Source organism: Enterobacter cloacae complex sp. IR5458 (assembly GCF_049238025.1).
GTDB classification, from domain to species: Bacteria; Pseudomonadota; Gammaproteobacteria; order Enterobacterales; family Enterobacteriaceae; genus Enterobacter; species Enterobacter kobei.
On sequence record NZ_JBMKIF010000009.1, the window covers coordinates 25,015 to 42,983 of the forward strand.

At 52.2% G+C, this 17,969-nt stretch carries 20 protein-coding genes and 1 pseudogene; 14 read left to right on the forward strand and 7 right to left on the reverse strand.

Annotated elements, in window-relative coordinates; all coding sequences use genetic code 11:
• Positions 1–344: 344 nt before the first annotated feature.
• The 3 genes from paaX to ACOTYN_RS09700 all read left to right on the forward strand — a co-directional run bounded on the left by paaX (position 345) and on the right by ACOTYN_RS09700 (position 3,176).
• Positions 345–1,280 carry a phenylacetic acid degradation operon negative regulatory protein PaaX gene (gene paaX, locus ACOTYN_RS09690; RefSeq protein WP_014883708.1) on the forward strand — a complete coding sequence of 312 codons (936 nt, stop codon included), beginning with the start codon at positions 345–347 and terminating at the stop codon, positions 1,278–1,280.
• 9 nt (positions 1,281–1,289) lie between these two features.
• Positions 1,290–1,886 (forward strand): phenylacetic acid degradation protein PaaY, encoded by a 597-nt coding sequence (paaY, locus tag ACOTYN_RS09695; RefSeq protein WP_032636682.1) that lies wholly within the window; start codon positions 1,290–1,292, stop codon positions 1,884–1,886.
• A gap of 453 nt (positions 1,887–2,339) precedes the next feature.
• Positions 2,340–3,176 (forward strand): sugar phosphate isomerase/epimerase, encoded by an 837-nt coding sequence (locus tag ACOTYN_RS09700; protein ID WP_332957603.1) that lies wholly within the window; start codon positions 2,340–2,342, stop codon positions 3,174–3,176.
• A gap of 49 nt (positions 3,177–3,225) precedes the next feature.
• Here the strand turns inward: ACOTYN_RS09700 and ACOTYN_RS09705 are convergent, their stop codons facing one another.
• The gene (locus tag ACOTYN_RS09705) at positions 3,226–4,257 is read right to left on the reverse strand and encodes a LysR family transcriptional regulator (protein ID WP_332957602.1); all 1,032 of its coding nucleotides are present in this window, start codon (positions 4,255–4,257) and stop codon (positions 3,226–3,228) included.
• Here ACOTYN_RS09705 and ACOTYN_RS09710 point away from each other — a divergent pair.
• From ACOTYN_RS09710 to ACOTYN_RS09725, 4 genes are all read left to right on the forward strand, one after another.
• Positions 4,232–5,452: a metallophosphoesterase gene (locus ACOTYN_RS09710; RefSeq protein WP_332957600.1), complete on the forward strand. Its 1,221-nt coding sequence runs from the start codon at positions 4,232–4,234 to the stop codon at positions 5,450–5,452. The two genes, ACOTYN_RS09705 and ACOTYN_RS09710, sit on opposite strands and share 26 nt — an antisense overlap.
• A 204-nt stretch (positions 5,453–5,656) precedes the next feature.
• Positions 5,657–6,859, forward strand: coding sequence for an MFS transporter (locus ACOTYN_RS09715; protein ID WP_332957596.1), 1,203 nt, complete (start codon positions 5,657–5,659; stop codon positions 6,857–6,859).
• Complete coding sequence (locus tag ACOTYN_RS09720; protein ID WP_014883714.1) at positions 6,856–7,695, forward strand: SDR family NAD(P)-dependent oxidoreductase; 840 nt, start codon at positions 6,856–6,858, stop codon at positions 7,693–7,695. The genes ACOTYN_RS09715 and ACOTYN_RS09720 overlap by 4 nt, the downstream gene beginning before the upstream one ends.
• Positions 7,696–7,759: 64 nt before the next feature.
• The gene (locus tag ACOTYN_RS09725) at positions 7,760–8,464 is read left to right on the forward strand and encodes a dienelactone hydrolase family protein (RefSeq protein WP_014883715.1); all 705 of its coding nucleotides are present in this window, start codon (positions 7,760–7,762) and stop codon (positions 8,462–8,464) included.
• A gap of 19 nt (positions 8,465–8,483) precedes the next feature.
• Here ACOTYN_RS09725 and ACOTYN_RS09730 read toward each other — a convergent pair whose 3' ends face one another.
• Positions 8,484–9,287: an SDR family NAD(P)-dependent oxidoreductase gene (locus ACOTYN_RS09730; RefSeq protein WP_014883716.1), complete on the reverse strand. Its 804-nt coding sequence runs from the start codon at positions 9,285–9,287 to the stop codon at positions 8,484–8,486.
• A gap of 68 nt (positions 9,288–9,355) precedes the next feature.
• Positions 9,356–10,240: an NAD-dependent epimerase/dehydratase family protein gene (locus ACOTYN_RS09735; protein ID WP_014883717.1), complete on the reverse strand. Its 885-nt coding sequence runs from the start codon at positions 10,238–10,240 to the stop codon at positions 9,356–9,358.
• A 358-nt stretch (positions 10,241–10,598) separates the two neighbouring features.
• On the opposite strand from ACOTYN_RS09735, the pseudogene ACOTYN_RS09740 reads away from it, so the two are divergent.
• The 3 genes and pseudogenes from ACOTYN_RS09740 to ACOTYN_RS09750 form a co-directional block, all read left to right on the forward strand.
• A pseudogene (locus ACOTYN_RS09740) lies at positions 10,599–11,015 on the forward strand (DinB family protein); the annotation flags it as partial.
• Between the two features lie 59 nt (positions 11,016–11,074).
• The gene (locus ACOTYN_RS09745) at positions 11,075–11,557 is read left to right on the forward strand and encodes a glutathione peroxidase (protein WP_014883719.1); all 483 of its coding nucleotides are present in this window, start codon (positions 11,075–11,077) and stop codon (positions 11,555–11,557) included.
• A gap of 155 nt (positions 11,558–11,712) precedes the next feature.
• Complete coding sequence (locus ACOTYN_RS09750; RefSeq protein WP_086527780.1) at positions 11,713–12,147, forward strand: cell envelope integrity TolA C-terminal domain-containing protein; 435 nt, start codon at positions 11,713–11,715, stop codon at positions 12,145–12,147.
• A 115-nt stretch (positions 12,148–12,262) separates the two neighbouring features.
• Here the strand turns inward: ACOTYN_RS09750 and ACOTYN_RS09755 are convergent, their stop codons facing one another.
• Complete coding sequence (locus tag ACOTYN_RS09755) at positions 12,263–12,664, reverse strand: RidA family protein (protein ID WP_023330338.1); 402 nt, start codon at positions 12,662–12,664, stop codon at positions 12,263–12,265.
• Positions 12,665–12,803: 139 nt separating this feature from the next.
• On the opposite strand from ACOTYN_RS09755, the gene ACOTYN_RS09760 reads away from it, so the two are divergent.
• Positions 12,804–13,418 carry a TetR/AcrR family transcriptional regulator gene (locus ACOTYN_RS09760; RefSeq protein WP_332957591.1) on the forward strand — a complete coding sequence of 205 codons (615 nt, stop codon included), beginning with the start codon at positions 12,804–12,806 and terminating at the stop codon, positions 13,416–13,418.
• On the opposite strand, the gene ACOTYN_RS09765 is transcribed toward ACOTYN_RS09760, so the two are convergent.
• Together ACOTYN_RS09765 and ACOTYN_RS09770 are read right to left on the reverse strand one after the other, a co-directional pair.
• Entirely contained in the window at positions 13,393–13,833 is a 441-nt protein-coding gene (locus tag ACOTYN_RS09765; RefSeq protein WP_023330340.1) for a VOC family protein, read from the reverse strand. The genes ACOTYN_RS09760 and ACOTYN_RS09765 overlap by 26 nt on opposite strands.
• 82 nt (positions 13,834–13,915) lie before the next feature.
• Positions 13,916–15,073: an MFS transporter gene (locus tag ACOTYN_RS09770; protein WP_332957588.1), complete on the reverse strand. Its 1,158-nt coding sequence runs from the start codon at positions 15,071–15,073 to the stop codon at positions 13,916–13,918.
• Positions 15,074–15,207: 134 nt separating this feature from the next.
• On the opposite strand from ACOTYN_RS09770, the gene ACOTYN_RS09775 reads away from it, so the two are divergent.
• On the forward strand, positions 15,208–15,711 hold the full coding sequence (locus tag ACOTYN_RS09775; RefSeq protein WP_282374726.1) for a MarR family winged helix-turn-helix transcriptional regulator: 504 nt from the start codon (positions 15,208–15,210) through the stop codon (positions 15,709–15,711).
• Positions 15,712–15,765: 54 nt separating this feature from the next.
• Entirely contained in the window at positions 15,766–16,689 is a 924-nt protein-coding gene (locus tag ACOTYN_RS09780) for a LysR substrate-binding domain-containing protein (RefSeq protein ID WP_282374727.1), read from the forward strand.
• 47 nt (positions 16,690–16,736) lie between these two features.
• Here the strand turns inward: ACOTYN_RS09780 and ACOTYN_RS09785 are convergent, their stop codons facing one another.
• Positions 16,737–17,207, reverse strand: a complete 471-nt coding sequence (locus ACOTYN_RS09785; RefSeq protein WP_048996296.1) for a hypothetical protein — start codon at positions 17,205–17,207, stop codon at positions 16,737–16,739.
• A 267-nt stretch (positions 17,208–17,474) separates the two neighbouring features.
• Between ACOTYN_RS09785 and ACOTYN_RS09790 the strand changes: the two genes are divergently transcribed.
• Positions 17,475–17,951 carry a WbuC family cupin fold metalloprotein gene (locus ACOTYN_RS09790; RefSeq protein ID WP_014883727.1) on the forward strand — a complete coding sequence of 159 codons (477 nt, stop codon included), beginning with the start codon at positions 17,475–17,477 and terminating at the stop codon, positions 17,949–17,951.
• The last annotated feature ends 18 nt before the right edge of the window (positions 17,952–17,969 follow it).

Genomic DNA, 17,969 nt, shown 5'->3' on the forward strand with positions numbered 1-17,969 from the left:
CGGCTGTAAATCGCCGAAGCGTTTCCGTAAGGCCGGGGCGAGGCGCAGGGATGCGCCGAGAGGGCGTGGCCTGCAGGGATGCAGGCTCATGCCCGACCCGATAGCCTGAAGGAATAAGCTGAGGGCACCGCGAAGCGGCGATTTACCGCCGGGAGCCCGGGTCGCCAGGGTGGTGGCGATTGAGCCACCCTGGCACGTTCACCGGTCGTGCCATCACAGAGTAGCAAGGAACATGAAGTGAACGGAATGACCACTATAGCCGTATGTTTCCCCTCACCCCAGGCCTCTTCCTCAAGGGAGAGGGGAATATGCTATGATTCATCCAGATCAAAAAATACAACAGAATGAATCACATGAATAAACTCGATGCCTTTATCCAGCACGCGGTTAGCTCGGTTCCCGTTAGCGGAACGTCGCTTATCTCCTCATTATACGGTGACGCGCTTTCACATCGCGGCGGCGAGATTTGGCTTGGCAGCCTCGCCGCCTTACTGGAAGGCATGGGGTTTGGCGAGCGCTTCGTGCGCACCGCGCTGTTTCGCCTCAACAAAGAGGGCTGGCTGGACGTCTCGCGCATCGGGCGTCGCAGCTTCTACCGCCTGAGCGATAAAGGGCTGCGCCTGACCCGTCGAGCGGAGAATAAGATTTACCGCGCCGAACTGCCCGCCTGGGACGGAAAATGGCTGTTGCTGCTCTCCGAAGGACTGGACAAAACCACCCTTGCCGACGTCAAAAAGCAGCTGATTTGGCAGGGGTTTGGCACGCTGGCACCGAGCCTGATGGCCTCGCCGTCGCAGCATCTGGCGGATGTACAATCTCTGCTTCACGATGCTGGCGTGGCGGAGAACGTCATTTTCTTTGAAGCCCACTCGCCGCTGGCGCTCTCCCGCGCGGCGCTGCGTTCACGGGTAGAAGAGTGCTGGCAGCTAACCGAGCAAAACGCGATGTATGAGTCGTTTATTACTTCGTTCCGGCCGCTTCTGCCGCTGTTAAAAGAGGCCGCGCCGGAGGAGCTGACGCCGGAACGGTGCTTCCAGATCCAGCTGCTGCTGATTCACTTTTATCGTCGTGTGGTGCTGAAAGACCCGCTGCTGCCGGAAGAGTTACTGCCTGCGCACTGGGCGGGACAAAGCGCCCGACAGCTCTGCATCAATATCTATCAGCGTGTTGCACCGGGGGCGCTGGCGTTTGTCAGCGAGAAGGGGGAAACCTCCGTCGGCGAACTGCCCGTGCCCGGCACGCTCTACTATCAACGCTTTGGTGGTCTTTCAAGCGCATAAGGAGTGAAGATGCCTGTTTATCAAATTGACGGTCTGACGCCGGTGGTGCCTGACGAGAGCTACGTCCACCCAACGGCGGTGCTGATTGGGGACGTGATTCTGGGTAAAGGCGTTTATGTCGGCCCTAACGCCAGCCTGCGCGGTGATTTTGGCCGCATTGTGGTGAAAGATGGCGCCAACATTCAGGATAACTGCGTCATGCACGGCTTCCCGGAGCAGGACACGGTGGTGGAGGAGGACGGGCATATCGGCCACAGCGCCATTCTCCACGGGTGCATTATCCGCCGTAACGCGCTGGTGGGCATGAACGCGGTGGTAATGGACGGAGCGGTCATCGGTGAAAACAGCATCGTCGGCGCGGCGGCGTTCGTGAAGGCGAAAGCGGAGATGCCCGCTAACCATTTGATTATCGGCAGTCCGGCCAAAGCGATCCGCGAGCTGAGCGAGCAGGAGCTGGCCTGGAAGCAGCAGGGCACGCGGGAGTATCAGGTGCTGGTGGAGCGCTGCAAGCTGACGATGCACCAGGTCGAGCCGCTGCGCGAGGTTGAGCCTGACCGGAAGCGACTGACGTTTGATGAAAATTTAAGACCGAAGTCGGCGGTGTAGGGGGGAGGTCCGCTTTGTGCCAGGAGCGGACGTTACGCATGAACTAATGGTTAATGAACCTGGTAGTACCCCAACTTATAGTATTTTTCCACTCATCCAGGATCACAGTAAAAGGCATGCTTGGGGCTCATTTTTACATCATTGATATTTCGCCCTAACCGGAAACCGACTTTAGTCAGTACCTTTGGGATGACAGATAGTTTGATCTTACTACTGCAGAAATTTCAGCCAGTTTTAAAATGCCAAATCTATACCGACCGCATATTCAACGAAATCAGTAAATAAGTCAGATTAATGCTGCTGAATTTCAACAAAAATGTTAAATAAAATCTTTTTTTGCTTCATATAGAGAATCATATTCAGTGATTTAGTTCACATTTTAATGGATGTTTGTTGTATTAAAAAACTGTCGAATTATATTTTGTAATCGATTACTTTTTAATGAGAGCGATAATGATTAAAAACTCGATTTTTTGTGGCGTCCTTATGATGGCAAGCATAGTGGGGTATGCCCGCACCGAAGCGCAGGATGATATTGCTATTCAGATGTACACGCTTAGAAATGTTGGTGATACTGATGCACAGTTTGCCATGGCTAAAAAAGCGGGATTTTCACATGTAGAACTTGTCGGTGATCATCACGTGGATTTACCGACAATGCAGGAAACGTTGAAAAAATATCAGCTTAACGTTATTGCATCGCATGTACAGCTATCTGCTCTAGAGAGCGAGCGCGGAAAAATTGTTGCGTTTAACAAAGGCATAGGAAACTCTCACCTCGTTGTCCCATGGATTGAGGTTAATGAACGACCTACGACAAAACTGGGATGGATAGATTACGCCAGGAGGCTTGATCGTATGGGGGAGACGTTAAGAAATGAAGGAATGTCCTTGTCTTACCATAATCATAACTTTGAGATGAAGAAGTATGATGATGTGACAGCTCTGGATTTGATTATGACACACACCCACAAAAATAATCTTAGTCTTGAACTCGATGTGGCATGGGCTGCGCGTGGAGGACAGGATCCTGCGTCAATAATTGCAAGATATTCAGGACGCATTTATGCGATTCATGCAAAAGATAATGCTGCTATCGGGATTCGTGATGACGAAATGAATTTCACTCCGGCAGGTGAAGGTTTGCTGGACTGGCGCTCAATCATCAGTGCAGGGAGAAGCAGTGGGGTTGAGTGGTATATTATTGAGCATGACGCGCCAAAAGATCCCTGGACTATCATTACGACCTCACGTCATAACCTTAAGGAAATGCTTCAAAAACATCCATAACAGGTTATGAAACTCAGGCTCAGGTGATTTATGAATCCCTGAGCCTGATTCAGGCTGAAACTGCATGCGTTAGTTCTATTTCTTCTCTCAGAATTTCGATGAGTTCCTTGAGCCCCTGGGGAACTTGTCTGTGACCTGGATAGTACAGATACATAGGCTCTTCCAGAGGGGCCCATTCAGGAAGAACAATCCTGAGTCTGCCGTCACGAATATAATCACGCACCCGATCTTCGAGACAGTAAGCAATACCGACGCCGGACAGCGCCAGCTCAATTGCCAGCGCCGTTTCGCTCACACAGAGCTGCCCCCTGACGTCAACCACGCGATAGTCTTCTCCTTTACGGAATTCCCATTTGTAGATGACGCCTTGCCCGGTGCGCAGTTGAATACAGTTATGCAGGCGCAGATCCTCAGGCACGGCAGGCGGTGTATGCTGATAAAGATAGCGTGGCGATGCCACCGCCACCCATCTGAGCTCTTTGCCCAGTCGGACTGCAACGAGATCTTCAGGAACGGTTCCGCCAAAGCGGATCCCGGCATCAAATCCTTCCTTGACGATATCTACCATCCTGTCATCAACGCTGATTTCGAGCTCCACTTCAGGATATTTGCTGATAAAGCGTGGAAGATGTCGCGCCATAATGAGGCGAGCACCATCACTCAGCACATTAAGCCTGAGCTTTCCCACGGGCCGATCGCGCATGCGATTAATTTCCTCAAGCGCGTCGCCAATTTCTTTAAATCCTGTTTCAAGGCGCAGTGCCAGGCTTTCGCCCGCTTCGGTCGGAGAGACCGTGCGGCTTGTTCTGTTCAACAACCTGACACCCAGGCGCGTCTCGAGGTTGCGTATGGTATGGCTCAGCGCAGAGGTGGTTATTCCCAGTTCTATGGCGGCCCTGGTAAAACTGCGCCTTTTCTCAGTGATAAGAAATGCGTTGAGCTCAGCAAGATCGCTTCGGGTGAGCGTGGTAGACAATCTGGAGGACATAAAGTTAAACCGTTGATTAAAATTCAATGCAATGTGAAATGACAAGGCATGGAATCGTTCCTGAAGGATGGTAAGTTTAGATTCATTCAACAAAACGTTGCAACCCGCCGCCACGGCAAACCAACAGTTTTCATTACCCGGAGATTTCCACGTGTTTCATATCTGGACCCTCATTCCAGCGCTTTACGTGCTGTTTCGGTTCATCAGGCCGCTTCCCGCACCGCTTTCGGCTAAAATAGCCATCGCAGGCGTAATGGTTGTAGCCTCCGAGTTTCATCTGATCACGAAATTATTTACGGGGAATATGTTTTCTCCGGAGATACCAAAACCGTTGCTGCTGCTTACTACCGGGCTTTTCGGTATGACCGTTTTTATGGCGGTCCTATTAGTACTACGTGACCTATTCTGGATATTGCACCGACTGGTATCAGGACGCCGGATGAAATGGCATGCAGCTTGCTGGTTTATCCTGCCTGTTCTGGCGGCCATGCTGACAACGCAGGCCCTGAAAAATGGTACCGGGGTTCCTGAAGTGAAAAAGATAGACGTCATGCTCAGGAGCTTGCCCCCCCGTTTTGAAGGCTACCGGATAGTTCAGCTTACGGATTTGCACGCCAGCAGGCTGCTGCCGAGAAGCTGGATACAGGATGTTGTTACCCGCACCCGGGAGCTGGATGCGGATATGATTGTGGTTACGGGGGATATGATTGATGGTTGGCCAGAAGCGCGTTTCTCCGACATTGAACCGCTTGGCCAGTTGCGGGCTGAGGACGGCGTTTTTGCCGTCACGGGCAATCATGAATATTACTTTGGCGCTGAAAACTGGATCCTGGCCTTTGAAAAACTGGGCCTGCATTTTCTTAATAATGCCGGTTACCGTGTAAGCCGTTACGGCGACTCGCTGTATCTGTCGGGTGTGACGGATGCCGTTGCGCCAACATACGGTCTGCCGGGCCCTGACCTGCCCACGGCCCTCAAGTCTTCCCGCCCGGGGGAAACCGTCATTCTTCTTGACCACAGGCCTGAAAATGCTGTCCAGGCCGCAGAAAGTGGAGTTAGCCTCCAGCTTTCCGGACATACTCACGGCGGTATGATCGCTGGTCTGGACAGGCTGGTCGCGCCTGCTAATAACGGTTTTGTGTCCGGGCTGTACGAAGTAGGGGCCCTGAAGCTTTACGTCAGCAACGGTTCCGGTATCTGGAACGGCTTTCCCTTCCGGCTAGGGAAACCCGCCGAAATAACGCTTATCACCCTTCATGGCGAAACAAGCAGCAGAATTGTTGAATAATATTCACCGTTACTGACTATCTGATTCATCAATAACCGAAAGGAAGGGCTTATAGTTTAATTCAGTTCAATATACCACTGCCTGTTGCCGTTCTTTTCGGAACGTTGTGACCCATAAGCTGCACATAGCTGAGAGCCGTTACCCGACAGGTAGCGGTTCTTCTTTTTTGCATACGGCAGTGAAAGAGATCAGGAGTCATAGTCAATGTCAGAACAAACGCTTTCACGACAGGGTGATCGTATTCATCCGCCTGTGGGTCTTTTCCCCGCCATGCTTGCGCTGGGCGCGGGCGGACTGTGCATCGGAACGGGCGAGTTTGCACCCATGAGCCTCCTGCCGGATCTTGCGCGGGGAACCGGCGTTTCAATCCCTGCCGCGGGTGGCTATATCAGCGCATATGCTACAGGCGTGGTGGTCGGTGCCCCGGCGATTGCGGTGCTTGGAGCGCGCCTGGCCCGTAAAAACCTACTGCTGATATTGTTAATTATTGCACTTACAGGCTATGCCCTGAGCGCACTGGCCACGGGCTACAATACTATGCTGGCAGCACGCTTTATCTCTGGTATGCCTCATGGCGCATGGTACGGCGTTTCCGCGCTCGTGGCGGCTTCAATGGTTTCGCCACAGCACAAAGCCCGGTATATCGGTTACGTTATGCTGGGACTGGCCGTAGCGAACGTTGCCGGCGTTCCGCTTGTCACATGGGCGGGCCAGACGCTGGGCTGGAGAATCTCTTTCTGGATGGTGGCAACGGGCCTGGTGCTGACGTCCATAATGGTTATGCTTTTTGTTCCGTCCGTGCCGGCCGACAGGTCCGCTTCACCGCTCAAGGAGCTTGGCGCGCTAAAGAGCCCACGGATCCTGATGACGTTTGCCGTCGCTTCAGTCAGCTTTGCCGGAATGTTTGCCGTATACAGTTTTATCACTCCGGCGCTGACGGAGTCTGCCGGATTTTCAACCTCAGCCGTGCCATGGATCCTGGTTCTCTGGGGGGCGGGTATGGTTGTCGGCAACATTATTGGTGGCAGACTGGCGGACATTGCGCTGATCCCATCCATATTTGGCATCATCGCCTGGAACATCGTCTTTCTTGGTCTGTTTTCCCTTTCGGGAACGCTGCAGACCCCGGTTCTCATCGTGCTGTTTATGCTCGGTTGCGGATTTTCACTCGTGCCGGCGCTTCAGGCCCATATGATGAACATTGCTGGTGAGGCACAGACTCTGGCCTCGTCCCTTACGCACAGCGCATTTAATATTTCCAATGCGATCGGCGCAGCCGGGGGAGGGCTCGTTATCGCTTCGGGAGGAAGCTGGATCTCTACGGGGTGGGTTGGGTCTGCTTTTTCCCTGTTAGCACTTCTGCTTATGTTCTTATCGATACGCATTACTGACGGGAGTAAATCATGAACGATAAAGTCATCGCGACAGGTAACGTTGCCGTAATAACCGGTGCGGCAAAGGGTATTGGCGCCGCTGCGGCAAGGGAGCTGGCCCGAAAAGGCATGAAGCTTTGCCTTTTCGATCGTAACAGACAGGCACTTGAGCAGCTGGCTGGCGAACTGGAGGCTGAAACGCTGCTTGTCACTGGCGACATAACCCGTAACGAATACCAGCTGCAGCTCAAAGACACCGTTTACAACACCTGGGGAAAAGTGAACCTGTTGTTTAACAATGCCGGTGTGAAGATAGCAGCCGGAGCCTCGGATTCCCCCAATCTCTGGCGACAGCAGATGGAGGTCAATCTGCTGTCTATGGTCGCTACACAACATATTTTTCTGCCAGAAATGTTAAAAATGGACGAGAAAGGGGCGATCGTTAACCTCGGTTCGAAGGAAGGCATTACCACCCCGCCAGGTTTCGCAGCCTATAACGCCTCAAAGGCAGCAGTGAAGGTGCTGACAGAACAGCTGTCCCATCAGCTTCTGAAGGAAACCGGGACCAGACTCACCGCTCATCTTCTGGTCCCGGGCTATACTTGGACCGACATGAACGATCCAGGCATGGACGAGCGCAGCGGTAAAAAGCCTGATGAAGCGTGGACGGCGGCACAGGTCATTGACTATTTCTTCCCACGATTTGTGCGGGGTGATTTCTATATCATCTGCCCTGATAACGCTGTGACCAGCGAGATGGATGCCAAACGGATTATGTGGGCCGCTCAGGATATGCTGGACAACCGCCCTGCCCTGTCGCGCTGGCACCCTGACTGGAAGTCGGCTTTTGAACGCTGGATGAAAAGATAATATGCCATCGGTAGGCTGCTTTGGGGCAGGTTGCCGAAAATATGAATTTACAGGGAACAGGGCCATGTCGCTTACAGAAGAATTTATTCATTACCACGCCGAGGGAAAGATCTTTACGGGCGTACTGGTTCGTGATTCCCGGAACGCACCTCTTCCCGGCGTTCTTCTCGCCCCTAATATGATGGGTGTCGCATCGTCGAGTATTGAACACGCGCGTACCATTGCAAAAAAAGGCTACGTTGTACTCGTTGCCGATCTTTATGGATGCCTGCCTGACTCGGCAGAGGATGCAGCTAACCGTATGAACTCATTAAAGGACTCGCCAGCCGAACGCCTGATTCTTAACGCAGCGCTGGCACGACTGGCGCAGCTCCAGTGCGTGAATGAGGATAAGCTTGCTGCTGTAGGATTCTGTTATGGTGGACATTGCGTACTCGAACTGGCACGCAGCGGTGCGCCTCTGGCCGTCACGGCATGCTTTCACGGGACGCTTGATACCCGCACCCCTGCTGAGAAAGGGGATATCAGGGGCAAGGTCGCTGTGTTAAATGGGGCCGATGATCCGTTTGTTTCCGCAGAGCAGATAAAAGCTTTTGCCGGTGAAATGGCGTCCTGCGGATGTGACTTTCAGCTGACGAACTATGCCGGTGCGGTTCACTCATTTACCTATCCTAAGGCCGATGTTCCGGGCAAAACGCATTACAATGCGGCTGTCAGCAATCATGCTTTCAGTGTTGTATTTACGCTGTTGAAAGAGGCGCTGGGCTGATGCCCGGCGCCGTGCGGGTTTACTTTTTGGTGGCAGAATCGGGTTCAGAAATGATGCGGTGACGCTGAGCCTTATGTGACTCACTCATCATTCTGTTCATCACCTCGCCCTCATACTCGGCATACTCACTGCCATAGACAAATTCGTGTCCTGTCATCAGGGCATACCAGGCACGTTTTGCCACTTCTTTCGGATCGTCCTTTTTCATCGAACCTACGGTCGTGCTGGCCTGTCCTGCATTTTTGAAAAAATTGGTCTCCGTTGCCCCAGGCATCAGAAGCGTCATTGATAAACCGCTCCCCATCAGCTCGTTACGTATGGCGTAAAAAAAGGAGTTGACGAAAGCCTTTGACGCCCCGTAAACCGCTTCGAAAGGTATGGGCGCCGAGCCGGAAAGCGACGAAGTGATAAGAACGTGCCCGTTACCCTTCTCTACGAGCCGCGGGATAAATATTTTAGAAAGATGTACCACAGCATCAACGTTGAGCCGGATTAATCTAAGCTCTTTTTCAAGATCGGTACCGTCGATAAACGCGCCGCCGAGCCCCTGACCGGCGTTGATGACCAGTGCATTAGGGGCTAAACCGGCCTCATCCATTCTGACCTGGAGATCTGTTATCTGGTCATACTCACTCAGGTCAGCACTGAACGCGTGTACGTTAACTGAAAAACATTTTTGCAGGTTTTCACCCGCGGCTGAAAGTTTTTTTTCATCCCTGGCGACGATGACAAGATCGTATCCGTTAGCTGCAAATTCTTCAGCAAGTGCAAGGCCGATACCGTTGCTCGCACCAGTTATCAGAGCCAGCTTTTTCTCACTCATATGATTCTCCGGTTAAAGGGGTAACCGGCCCTGTACAGGCCGGTGGCAAAATGAGGGGGCAATTAGCATCACACGCTATCGGTCCAGCGATGCGCAGGACGGTATCCCAGGACGCGCATTGCCTTTTCGCTGCTCAGCACGGATTCATTACCTGCTAATTTTTTACGCTGTTCAACGTCAGGATAGTAACGGTCAAGAAGTTCCTGTGTAGGTGTCCGCATACAGGTGACATCGCTGGTAATAAAGAACTCATCTTTGCCCCTGACATCATATTCAACAGCTTTTTCAATCGCCTGAGCAACGTCCCGAACGTCCACGTAGGTCCACATGTTCCATTGCCTGACGGCAGGTTCGTCCTGCCAGCTTTCAAACTGCGCGTATTCTTCCGGTGCCATAACGTTAGAAAGTCGCAGACAGGTAATGCGTATGTCAGCGTTATTAAGGCAGAACTGACGGGCCATCTCTTCACCCAGCACTTTAGTTAGCGCGTAAATGCTTAATCCGCGGGTAGGGTAGTGCTCATCCACCGGAACATAGGGGGCATCCCACTTGTCGTAAGGCACGCCGGTAGGAACTTCGCTCGACGACCAGATAATATTTTTTATTCCCAGCCGCCTGGATGCCTCAAACACGTTGAAGGTGGCCAGCATATTATTTCTGAACTCGTCAGAATCAGGGATCATTCGGGGATGAGGAATACTGGCAAGATGAACCACGGCATCAAAGGCTGCCGCTTCGGGTCGTGAATAAACGTCCTCCCCCACGGAGGAAAGTGCATCAAGCGTTGCACCAAAATCCTCTAAATCCGCGATCATAGCTGGATGAGCATCGGTGACGGGGTCTTTTTTATCGATGAGAAACAGTTTATAACCCGCTTTCTCAAGCCACTCTACTGTAACCCTGCCAATTTTCCCTGAAGCACCGGTTATGGCTACACGTTTTTTATTTGACATACTTTGTCCTTATGGTTGAGGTGCAAATCAGCCCTAAGTTTTGTCGACAAAAAACAATATGTGATTAGCCAGACTAAAAGCTTCTGTTAATTCAATTCATCAATCCAGGTTTGTTTACAGAACAGGTGAATCCGTGAACTGACAAGGTTGATTACACTGAGGTCTCCATAAGGGAATATCTGCTTATCGCTCAAAGCAGACCTGAAGACCAGCCAGCCTGGCCTCTGCGAGCCAACAGCAGACGTTAAGCGTTAGTTGACGGATCATACTCCCACTGCGATTCGTCACTGTAAATCGTACCATCATCATCCATTACTTGGGCATTAAGGTGTCTTGCAATCCGCAACATCTTTCTATACAGGTAGATACGTTAGCGAATGCTGATAAGCATCATCTGATGCTCAGGCTTATGAACCATGTTTATGTCGTTGATATGATTTTCAGAGCCAACATTACTGGCCAAAAGCACCAATACACCGCGTTAAATACGCCAGAAACCCCGACTGCAGACGAGCTTCTGACAAAGATGTTTGAATGCACTAAATGGTATATTCAACACGTCGGTATAATAATGAACACGTCTGATCTTTCTGAAATCGTTAAATTTCGTTTCGTCGATGGTGGGTATGGTGAAATGAAGGCAGGAGATATGCTTAATCATGTCCTTTTTCACGGTTCATATCATCGCGGCGCGGTGGGCTGGATGCTTTCAGAAACGGGAATAACCCCTCCTAAGGATGTGTTAACCGTTTTCCTGAGGGATCATCACTCGTGATTCAACCTGTGGGTTAACCAGATTTCACGCCGAACCGTTTCTCTTTTAAGGATGCCAGTATGACGAATTTTCATCAACTTACCGCCACCAGCCTGGATGGCCGTCTTATCTCAATGGACGACTATGCGGGTAAGGTGGTTTTGGTCGTGAATACTGCCAGCCAGTGTGGCTTCACGCCGCAATACGCGGGCCTTGAAGCGCTCTACACGAAATACGCCAGTCAAGGGTTAGTGGTGCTTGGCTTTCCCTGTAACCAGTTTGGGAAGCAGGAGCCCGGCGGCGCCGATGAAATCTCGAAGACTTGTTACATTAACTACGGCGTAAGTTTCCCCATGTTCGAGAAAGTTGAGGTAAACGGTGGCGCAGCGCACCCGGTGTTTCGTTATCTGAAAAAGGAATTGCCTGGCGTGCTGGGAGGACGGATCAAATGGAATTTCACGAAGTTCCTGATCGGACGCGATGGGATACCCCTCAAGCGTTTTGCACCGATGACGACGCCCGAGAAAATGGAGGATGCAATTCTTGAGGCACTGGGGAGGTGAGCGCTTTGGTAGTGATTTAGCGTGCATGATGAACGACGACATCGCAGGTTATTATCCTTGCGCCATAAAAAGGTTCATTGGAAGCATCGGGTTGTGTGAAAAATTGGTAGTTGAAACATGACCAGTCAATACAGAAAAATAGATCACTATTTCTGATGCTTAAATGGACTGAGAGGCAAGAAGTGAGCGTGTCTGAAACAATAAAGAAAATTGTTATGGTGGCATTAGTGGTGAACATGGTCGCAGGATGTGCGCCGTTACATCCTTCTGGATGCCATAAGACCACGGCAACGGGCAGTTGCAGCTCAGGACGCTGGGACGATCAGGATGAGTGGGGCGCGCAAGCGCGGGCAATCAGGGCGGCAATAAATGCCAAACTGGATGAGCCGCAAAACTGGAAAGGGAAAAAATGCAGGCTGCATATTGAATTTGCTCAGGATGGCACGCCTTTAAACATATCCACCAGCAACGGCAATAAAGCCTATTGTGAAGCGATAAAATCAGCAGCCCAAAAAGCCAAATTCCCGGCATTCAACAATCCGGAAGTCTACAGAGATTTTCAAAAATCCGGTTTCGATATGCGCGGGTAACATGCTAACCGCCCTTTGTAAGGTAGCGTCACTCTGAGCTAACACTCACTATGTCGGCCCCGGTTTCACATTTACACACAGATACCGGTTCTTCTGATAGCTGTGTGCAACGTGTTCATTCCTGATGTTCAGGGATCCGGGCGATAACCTTTATCTCAAAATCAAATCCCGCCAGCCAGGTAACGCCCACGGCTGTCCAGTTCGGATACGGTGGCTTAGGGAAAAGCGTTTGTTTCACCTGCATAATGGCTGGAAATTGATTCTCCGGATCGGTATGAAAGGTTGTCACATCAACAAGATCGGCAAACGTACATCCTGCAGCGTCAAGCGTGGCCTTGAGATTATCGAAGGCACGCTCTACCTGCATTGCAAAGTCGGGTTCGGGTGTACCGTCTTCCCGGCTACCCACCTGTCCGGAAACAAACAGTAAATCACCAGAGCGGATCGCTGCAGAATAGCCGTGCTGCTCATACAGCGCGTGGCGATTTGCAGGGAAAACGGGTTTCGGTTGGTTCATAACGGATCCTTTCTTTGGACAGGGACAGTGGATGCGCGGCATAAATAAATGAATTAAGATACGCGGCGTATGTCAACTTAATCACACATACGCCGCGTATGTCAAACGACTTGCGTGGTGTAGATTGCAAGGAGTTCTTATGGCAGCCAAACGCCGCGCCGAAACGATGGAAGAAACCCGCACTAAATTGATTGCGGCTGCACGTAAAGCCTTTGCCGAAAAAGGGTTTGCCGCAGCCTCGATGGATGATTTAACCGCCAGCGTTGGCCTGACGCGCGGGGCCCTGTATCATAATTTTGGCGATAAAAAGGGGTTACTTGCCGCTGTCGTTACCCAGATTGATTCTGAAATGGCGCAAAGCTCCAAAAGTGCGGCGGCACATGTGAAGGATGACCAGCAAAAGCTTCTGGCAGAAGGGATAGCCTATATCGAGATGGCGCTGGATGAAGAAGTCCGTCGCATCGTTCTGCTTGATGGTCCGGCTTTTCTTGGGGACCCGGGAAAATGGCCGAGCCAGAATAACTGCCTCGACGCTACGCGTAAGAGCCTTTCCGACCTGATTGAACGCGGATTAATCGAACCGGTAGATGTTGATGCCACCGCCTGGCTGTTAAACGGTGCCGCACTGAATGCCGCCCAGTGGGTGGCCGCCAGCGAAGATCCGCAGCAGGCATTACCAAAAGCGATTCAGGTTTTTACCCTGCTGGTAAATGGCCTGGTGAAGGGCGTCATACCTCCCGAAGCCACGGCGTAATCGTTAATCCCGTAAGCAAGCCCTCCGGGCTGAGCAGGCGGGTGACGGTTTGCCCCCATGGTTCTGTGCGGTTTGCCACCAGCAACCGATAGCCTTTTTCAGTCAAAATACGGGTAGCCGAGTCCAGGTCCTGAACCTCGTACTCAACCCATCCTTGCGGTATCGGGTGCTCAGCGGGCCATTGTTCTTCTCCAAAGCAGGACATTGCCGCCTGTGTAAGCGGCCAGACGGCGAAATGCTTCACGCCTTTCAACTGGCCCACTTCTGCGAGCAGATAATCACTGTTCCCCTCCATCGGCTTAAGCGGAAGGCCGAGTGTATGGATATAAAACGCGGCGCTGGACGCTGTGTCCCGTGAAATAGGCCCGAACCCAGCGACAAATAAAACATCAATTCCCGGTAAAGCTTGCGGCATATCCCCTCCTGTATGACGTAACACTTACGCTGAATTTATCTTACGACCAGTTGAAATACGACTCTCAATTCTGGCATCGCTTTCACCGTGTCCGCACGTTCTCGACGGGTTTAAACTTCAACGCGATGACGATCAGCAGCACCACTCCCGCACTCATCACCAGCCAGGCGCTGGTCAATGAAACCGCGCTGTCGCGAACAATCCCCGCGATTAACGGCATCAGCGCGGCAATCATATATCCGCCCCCCTGAACTCTGGAGAGTAACTTCCCGGCCTCAGCGGGCGTGCGGGTGTGATCGAACGTGACGATGAGCGACAGTGGGAAAAGGGCGCCGATCCCTGTGCCAAGCAGCAATGTGGATACTACCGGCGTTGTACCCGGTGCAAAGACCAGACACAGTAATCCTGCCAGCAGTAGCGAGAGCACAGCGATCAGCGGCACACGGCGGTCAGGGAATTTACCAATCAGCGCGGAGACGGCAAACCCGGCGACCACTTCGGTCAATGTCAGCCAGGCCAGCATATAGCCACTGCTGCGTGCGGACCATCCCGCCTGAATATAGAGTGGGGGCAGCCAGGCTAAAACCAGCGTGTAGGCGCCAGTTCCCACACCGAAAAAGAGCAACAGTAGTCCTGTCCGGGAGGAGGAGAGCGTCACGGTTTCGTGTACCGTTTGTTCTTGCTGAGGGCGCTTAACGAGGGCCAGCCACAGTATCAAAGCAAGCAGCGCTAATACGCCTGCCATCGCCAGCGCGGGCTTCAGCGTGAGCCATGAAAACAACGGCTCGGCACTGGCGGCGGCTAATGCCGCGCCGGCCATAATGCCCGTGCTGAAGAGCGACATCACCGTGCTGGCCGTTTGCGTATAGTCCTTTTTTATCAGGGCAGGCATTAACGCCTGGATCACGCCTATGCTGGCCCCACCCAGTAACGCGGTACCCATAAGGCTCGCCAGTGTGGCGCTAAAACCTCGTAATAAACAGGCCGCAAGCAGGATGAAGAGTCCGAACGCGATCCCCCGGACGGCTCCGATCCTGGCTAAAAGCCAGGGGCCGCATAAGGCGGCCAGGCCCATCATCGCGACCGGCAGGGTGGTCAGCAGGCTGAATTCCGTGGCCGACAGCCCAACTTCATGCTGCAGCACGGAGAACAAGGGGCCGACAGAAGCCAGGACAGGGCGCAGGTTCAACCCGACGATAAAAGCAATAACGGCGAAGAGTAAAGGTGATGTGCGTTTCAACGTGGAATCCTTTTCGATTGTGTACGGCCAGGGCAAAATGCCACAAGCATTTATCTTAACGTTAAGATAAAATCCTTTTTTTGTGTAAGATGTAGCGCACAACACGATAAATACCCACTCAACACGGGGGGAAAATGAAAGACCATGTAGATTTTGTTGTCGACCAGTGGAGTCGTGCCATGCCTGAACTGGACGTCTCGTCGATGAAAATTTTTGGCCGAATGCTCAGGCTGATAAAACATCTGGCAAAAGCGCGCGCGCAGGCCATGGCGCAGTTTGGTTTTCGCGAGGGGGAGTTTGACGTCCTCGCCACGCTGCGTCGCGCCGGTGAGCCGTACTGCCTTTCGCCCACGCAGCTGTACAAAGCGTTGCTGATTACGTCCGGGGCGATGACGAACCGGCTCAGCCATCTTGAACAGCAGGGGCTTATCAGGCGAATCGCCGACCCGAAGGATAAGCGCAGCACGCTCGTGAGCCTGACGTCCAGCGGGAAGGATCATATTGAACAGGCGTTGCTCGTTTACACGGAAACGCAAAATGCAGTATTGAGAAACTTATCTGATGTGCAACATGCGCAGCTTGAATCCCTGCTCAGGGAATTACTGCTGACGTTTCCGACTGAGGAACGGGGTGAATAGTCCCCGGGTGCCAATAAAAAAGCTACATGATTCAACCTCATCGAAAGGGAAAATATGTCATTACCGCCACTGTACGCGCTACGCGCGTTTGAAGTCGCCGCGCGGCTGAACTCTTTCAGCAAAGCCGCTGAAACCCTGAATATCACGCCGGGAGCGGTCAGCAGGCATGTCAGGACGCTTGAACTGTGGTTTGACTGCGAGCTTTTCAAACGGCAGGGGCCGAGAGTGGAGGTCAGTGAGGCAGGTCGTATTCTGGCCGGACAGCTTGGCGAAAGCTTCTCGAATATGGAGTGGGCATGCCGGGCATTCAAAAGTGAAAATCACCTTCTGCGCCTTAAAGCTCCCAGCACCCTTACGATGAGATGGCTCCTGAATGTGCTTAAATCTTTCCGCGAAAACCATGCGAAGCCTAAAATCGAAATCGCCAGCGTCTGGATGGACTTCGACACCGTTGACTTCAGCCGCGAGCCTTACGATTGCGCGATCCTCCTCGGTAATGGCTATTTCGGCGAGTCAACAGAAAGCCGGCTGCTCTTCAGTGAATGGCTCATTCCGGTTTGTCCCCCGTCTTTGCTTGAATCTGCCCGGCACCAGCTTGCTCAGTGCGATCTTATTCATCCCTCACCGGACAGACGGGACTGGAAACGCTGGTTGAAAAGGACAGGGTTATTCCCCGGGCTCGACATGAGCGGCGGGCTTGTGTTCGACACCCTGGAGCAGGGCAGCCTTGCGGCCATGCACGGTCACGGTGTGGCGATGGCTGACCTTCGACTCACGCTGGACGCACTAAAAAGTGGCCTGCTCGCACTGCCCTTCAGGGAAGCGATAGCAACCGGGGATGGCTACTATCTTGTCTGGCCGAAAAATTCGCTCAGAAGACAGAGTATTGAACGTTTGCTGGCGTGGCTTAACCTTAACGCGCCTGTGGTGCCTTCTTTGAATATCGTCTGTCTTGATTACGATGATAATCAGGTTTAATAAATAGCGGAATATTAATTGTGGGATATTCCGCATCCTGAACGTATTTATGCGTAGGGAATATTCGCCATCTTTTTATATCTTTCCGGCAGGGCGCTGTTCAGGCTAAGTAATTTATCCAGAATATAAAGCGCAGGCGTCCCCTTTGCGCGCTCTGCGTCGATCAGCGCCGTGCGTAACAGATTGGCAGCCGAGGTCATGTCACGGAAATACTCCTCCGATTCACGCGTTTGATCTTCGCCCGACGCGGCGTAACGCACCTTTGGCCACTCCGCAAAGTCAAGCAGCGGAAGGATCCCATCTTCTTTTGGTAAATGCGCTGAGAGCAACTCTTCGGCGTTACCCGGATTGCTTTGGGCGAAAGCCAAAAGATGCAGTCGATGGATGAAAGGCGATAGCGCTTCTGAGCTTTCCTTTTCTGCTGAAAGTAACGTTATCAACTCATGCACATTTGCATTGAGGCTATATTTATGAGGCGAGATAATATTCAATACAGGGAATAAAGCATCGAGTGTCATAGCTGCTCCATACAGGCTTAATATTATTTATTTTTTCTATCCCAGGGATGAATGGATGGTATTGCAGGGCTATCGCTTTTGAAAAACGATAAATAGTGGGAATAAATGTGAGTTTTACTCAACGTTGCGCTTTGGAGTGCGATCACGCACATCCTCACGCTGCAGCGTTTTGTTTCACAAACGCCATCGCTCATCGACCGTCCAGAATGGTATAACGTCGTGCGGCTAAAGGGTGGCCGCCCGCTGACTCCATTCACAAAGGTGTATATGAAACAAATTACGTTCAGTGACCTGCAGCAACAAAGCGAGCAGGCTGCCAATTCTCCTCGCTTACGCGCGCACCGAAATTTACATCCCGAACTGAGCGACCCGGTACAACGCCTGGCTATCGCGATGGAGCCAGGTACCTATGTTCGCCCTCATCGCCACCCGCACACGTTTGAACTGCTGACGGCTCTGAGCGGTCGCTTTCTGGTGTTGAATTTTGATGACAGCGGTAACGTGACCCAGCGCGTGGTGTTAGGTGAAGACTGCAAAGTGCTGGAGATGGATGCCGGTACCTGGCATGCCGTGCTGTCGCTGGATAAAGGCGGCGTCATTTTTGAGGTGAAACACGGCGGCTATCAGCCTGTTCCGGAGCACGATACCGCTCCATGGTCACCGGCTGAGAACGCGCCCGGTAGTGCGGAGCTGATGAAATGGTACGCTCAGGCACAGGTGGGTGATGGAGGTTTTACCCTGTAATTTTCTCTACTTTTCCCG

Excerpts from the sequence above, each read along its gene's own strand:
- paaX (WP_014883708.1), top strand. The coding sequence starts at position 345 with ATGAATCACATGAATAAACTCGATGCCTTTATCCAGCACGCGGTTAGC.
- paaY (WP_032636682.1), top strand. The coding sequence starts at position 1,290 with ATGCCTGTTTATCAAATTGACGGTCTGACGCCGGTGGTGCCTGACGAG.
- ACOTYN_RS09700 (WP_332957603.1), top strand. The coding sequence starts at position 2,340 with ATGATTAAAAACTCGATTTTTTGTGGCGTCCTTATGATGGCAAGCATA.
- ACOTYN_RS09710 (WP_332957600.1), top strand. The coding sequence starts at position 4,232 with ATGGTAAGTTTAGATTCATTCAACAAAACGTTGCAACCCGCCGCCACG.
- ACOTYN_RS09715 (WP_332957596.1), top strand. The coding sequence starts at position 5,657 with ATGTCAGAACAAACGCTTTCACGACAGGGTGATCGTATTCATCCGCCT.
- ACOTYN_RS09720 (WP_014883714.1), top strand. The coding sequence starts at position 6,856 with ATGAACGATAAAGTCATCGCGACAGGTAACGTTGCCGTAATAACCGGT.
- ACOTYN_RS09725 (WP_014883715.1), top strand. The coding sequence starts at position 7,760 with ATGTCGCTTACAGAAGAATTTATTCATTACCACGCCGAGGGAAAGATC.
- ACOTYN_RS09730 (WP_014883716.1), bottom strand. The coding sequence starts at position 9,287 with ATGAGTGAGAAAAAGCTGGCTCTGATAACTGGTGCGAGCAACGGTATC.
- ACOTYN_RS09735 (WP_014883717.1), bottom strand. The coding sequence starts at position 10,240 with ATGTCAAATAAAAAACGTGTAGCCATAACCGGTGCTTCAGGGAAAATT.
- ACOTYN_RS09745 (WP_014883719.1), top strand. The coding sequence starts at position 11,075 with ATGACGAATTTTCATCAACTTACCGCCACCAGCCTGGATGGCCGTCTT.
- ACOTYN_RS09750 (WP_086527780.1), top strand. The coding sequence starts at position 11,713 with ATGCTTAAATGGACTGAGAGGCAAGAAGTGAGCGTGTCTGAAACAATA.
- ACOTYN_RS09755 (WP_023330338.1), bottom strand. The coding sequence starts at position 12,664 with ATGAACCAACCGAAACCCGTTTTCCCTGCAAATCGCCACGCGCTGTAT.
- ACOTYN_RS09760 (WP_332957591.1), top strand. The coding sequence starts at position 12,804 with ATGGCAGCCAAACGCCGCGCCGAAACGATGGAAGAAACCCGCACTAAA.
- ACOTYN_RS09765 (WP_023330340.1), bottom strand. The coding sequence starts at position 13,833 with ATGCCGCAAGCTTTACCGGGAATTGATGTTTTATTTGTCGCTGGGTTC.
- ACOTYN_RS09775 (WP_282374726.1), top strand. The coding sequence starts at position 15,208 with ATGAAAGACCATGTAGATTTTGTTGTCGACCAGTGGAGTCGTGCCATG.
- ACOTYN_RS09780 (WP_282374727.1), top strand. The coding sequence starts at position 15,766 with ATGTCATTACCGCCACTGTACGCGCTACGCGCGTTTGAAGTCGCCGCG.
- ACOTYN_RS09785 (WP_048996296.1), bottom strand. The coding sequence starts at position 17,207 with ATGACACTCGATGCTTTATTCCCTGTATTGAATATTATCTCGCCTCAT.
- ACOTYN_RS09790 (WP_014883727.1), top strand. The coding sequence starts at position 17,475 with ATGAAACAAATTACGTTCAGTGACCTGCAGCAACAAAGCGAGCAGGCT.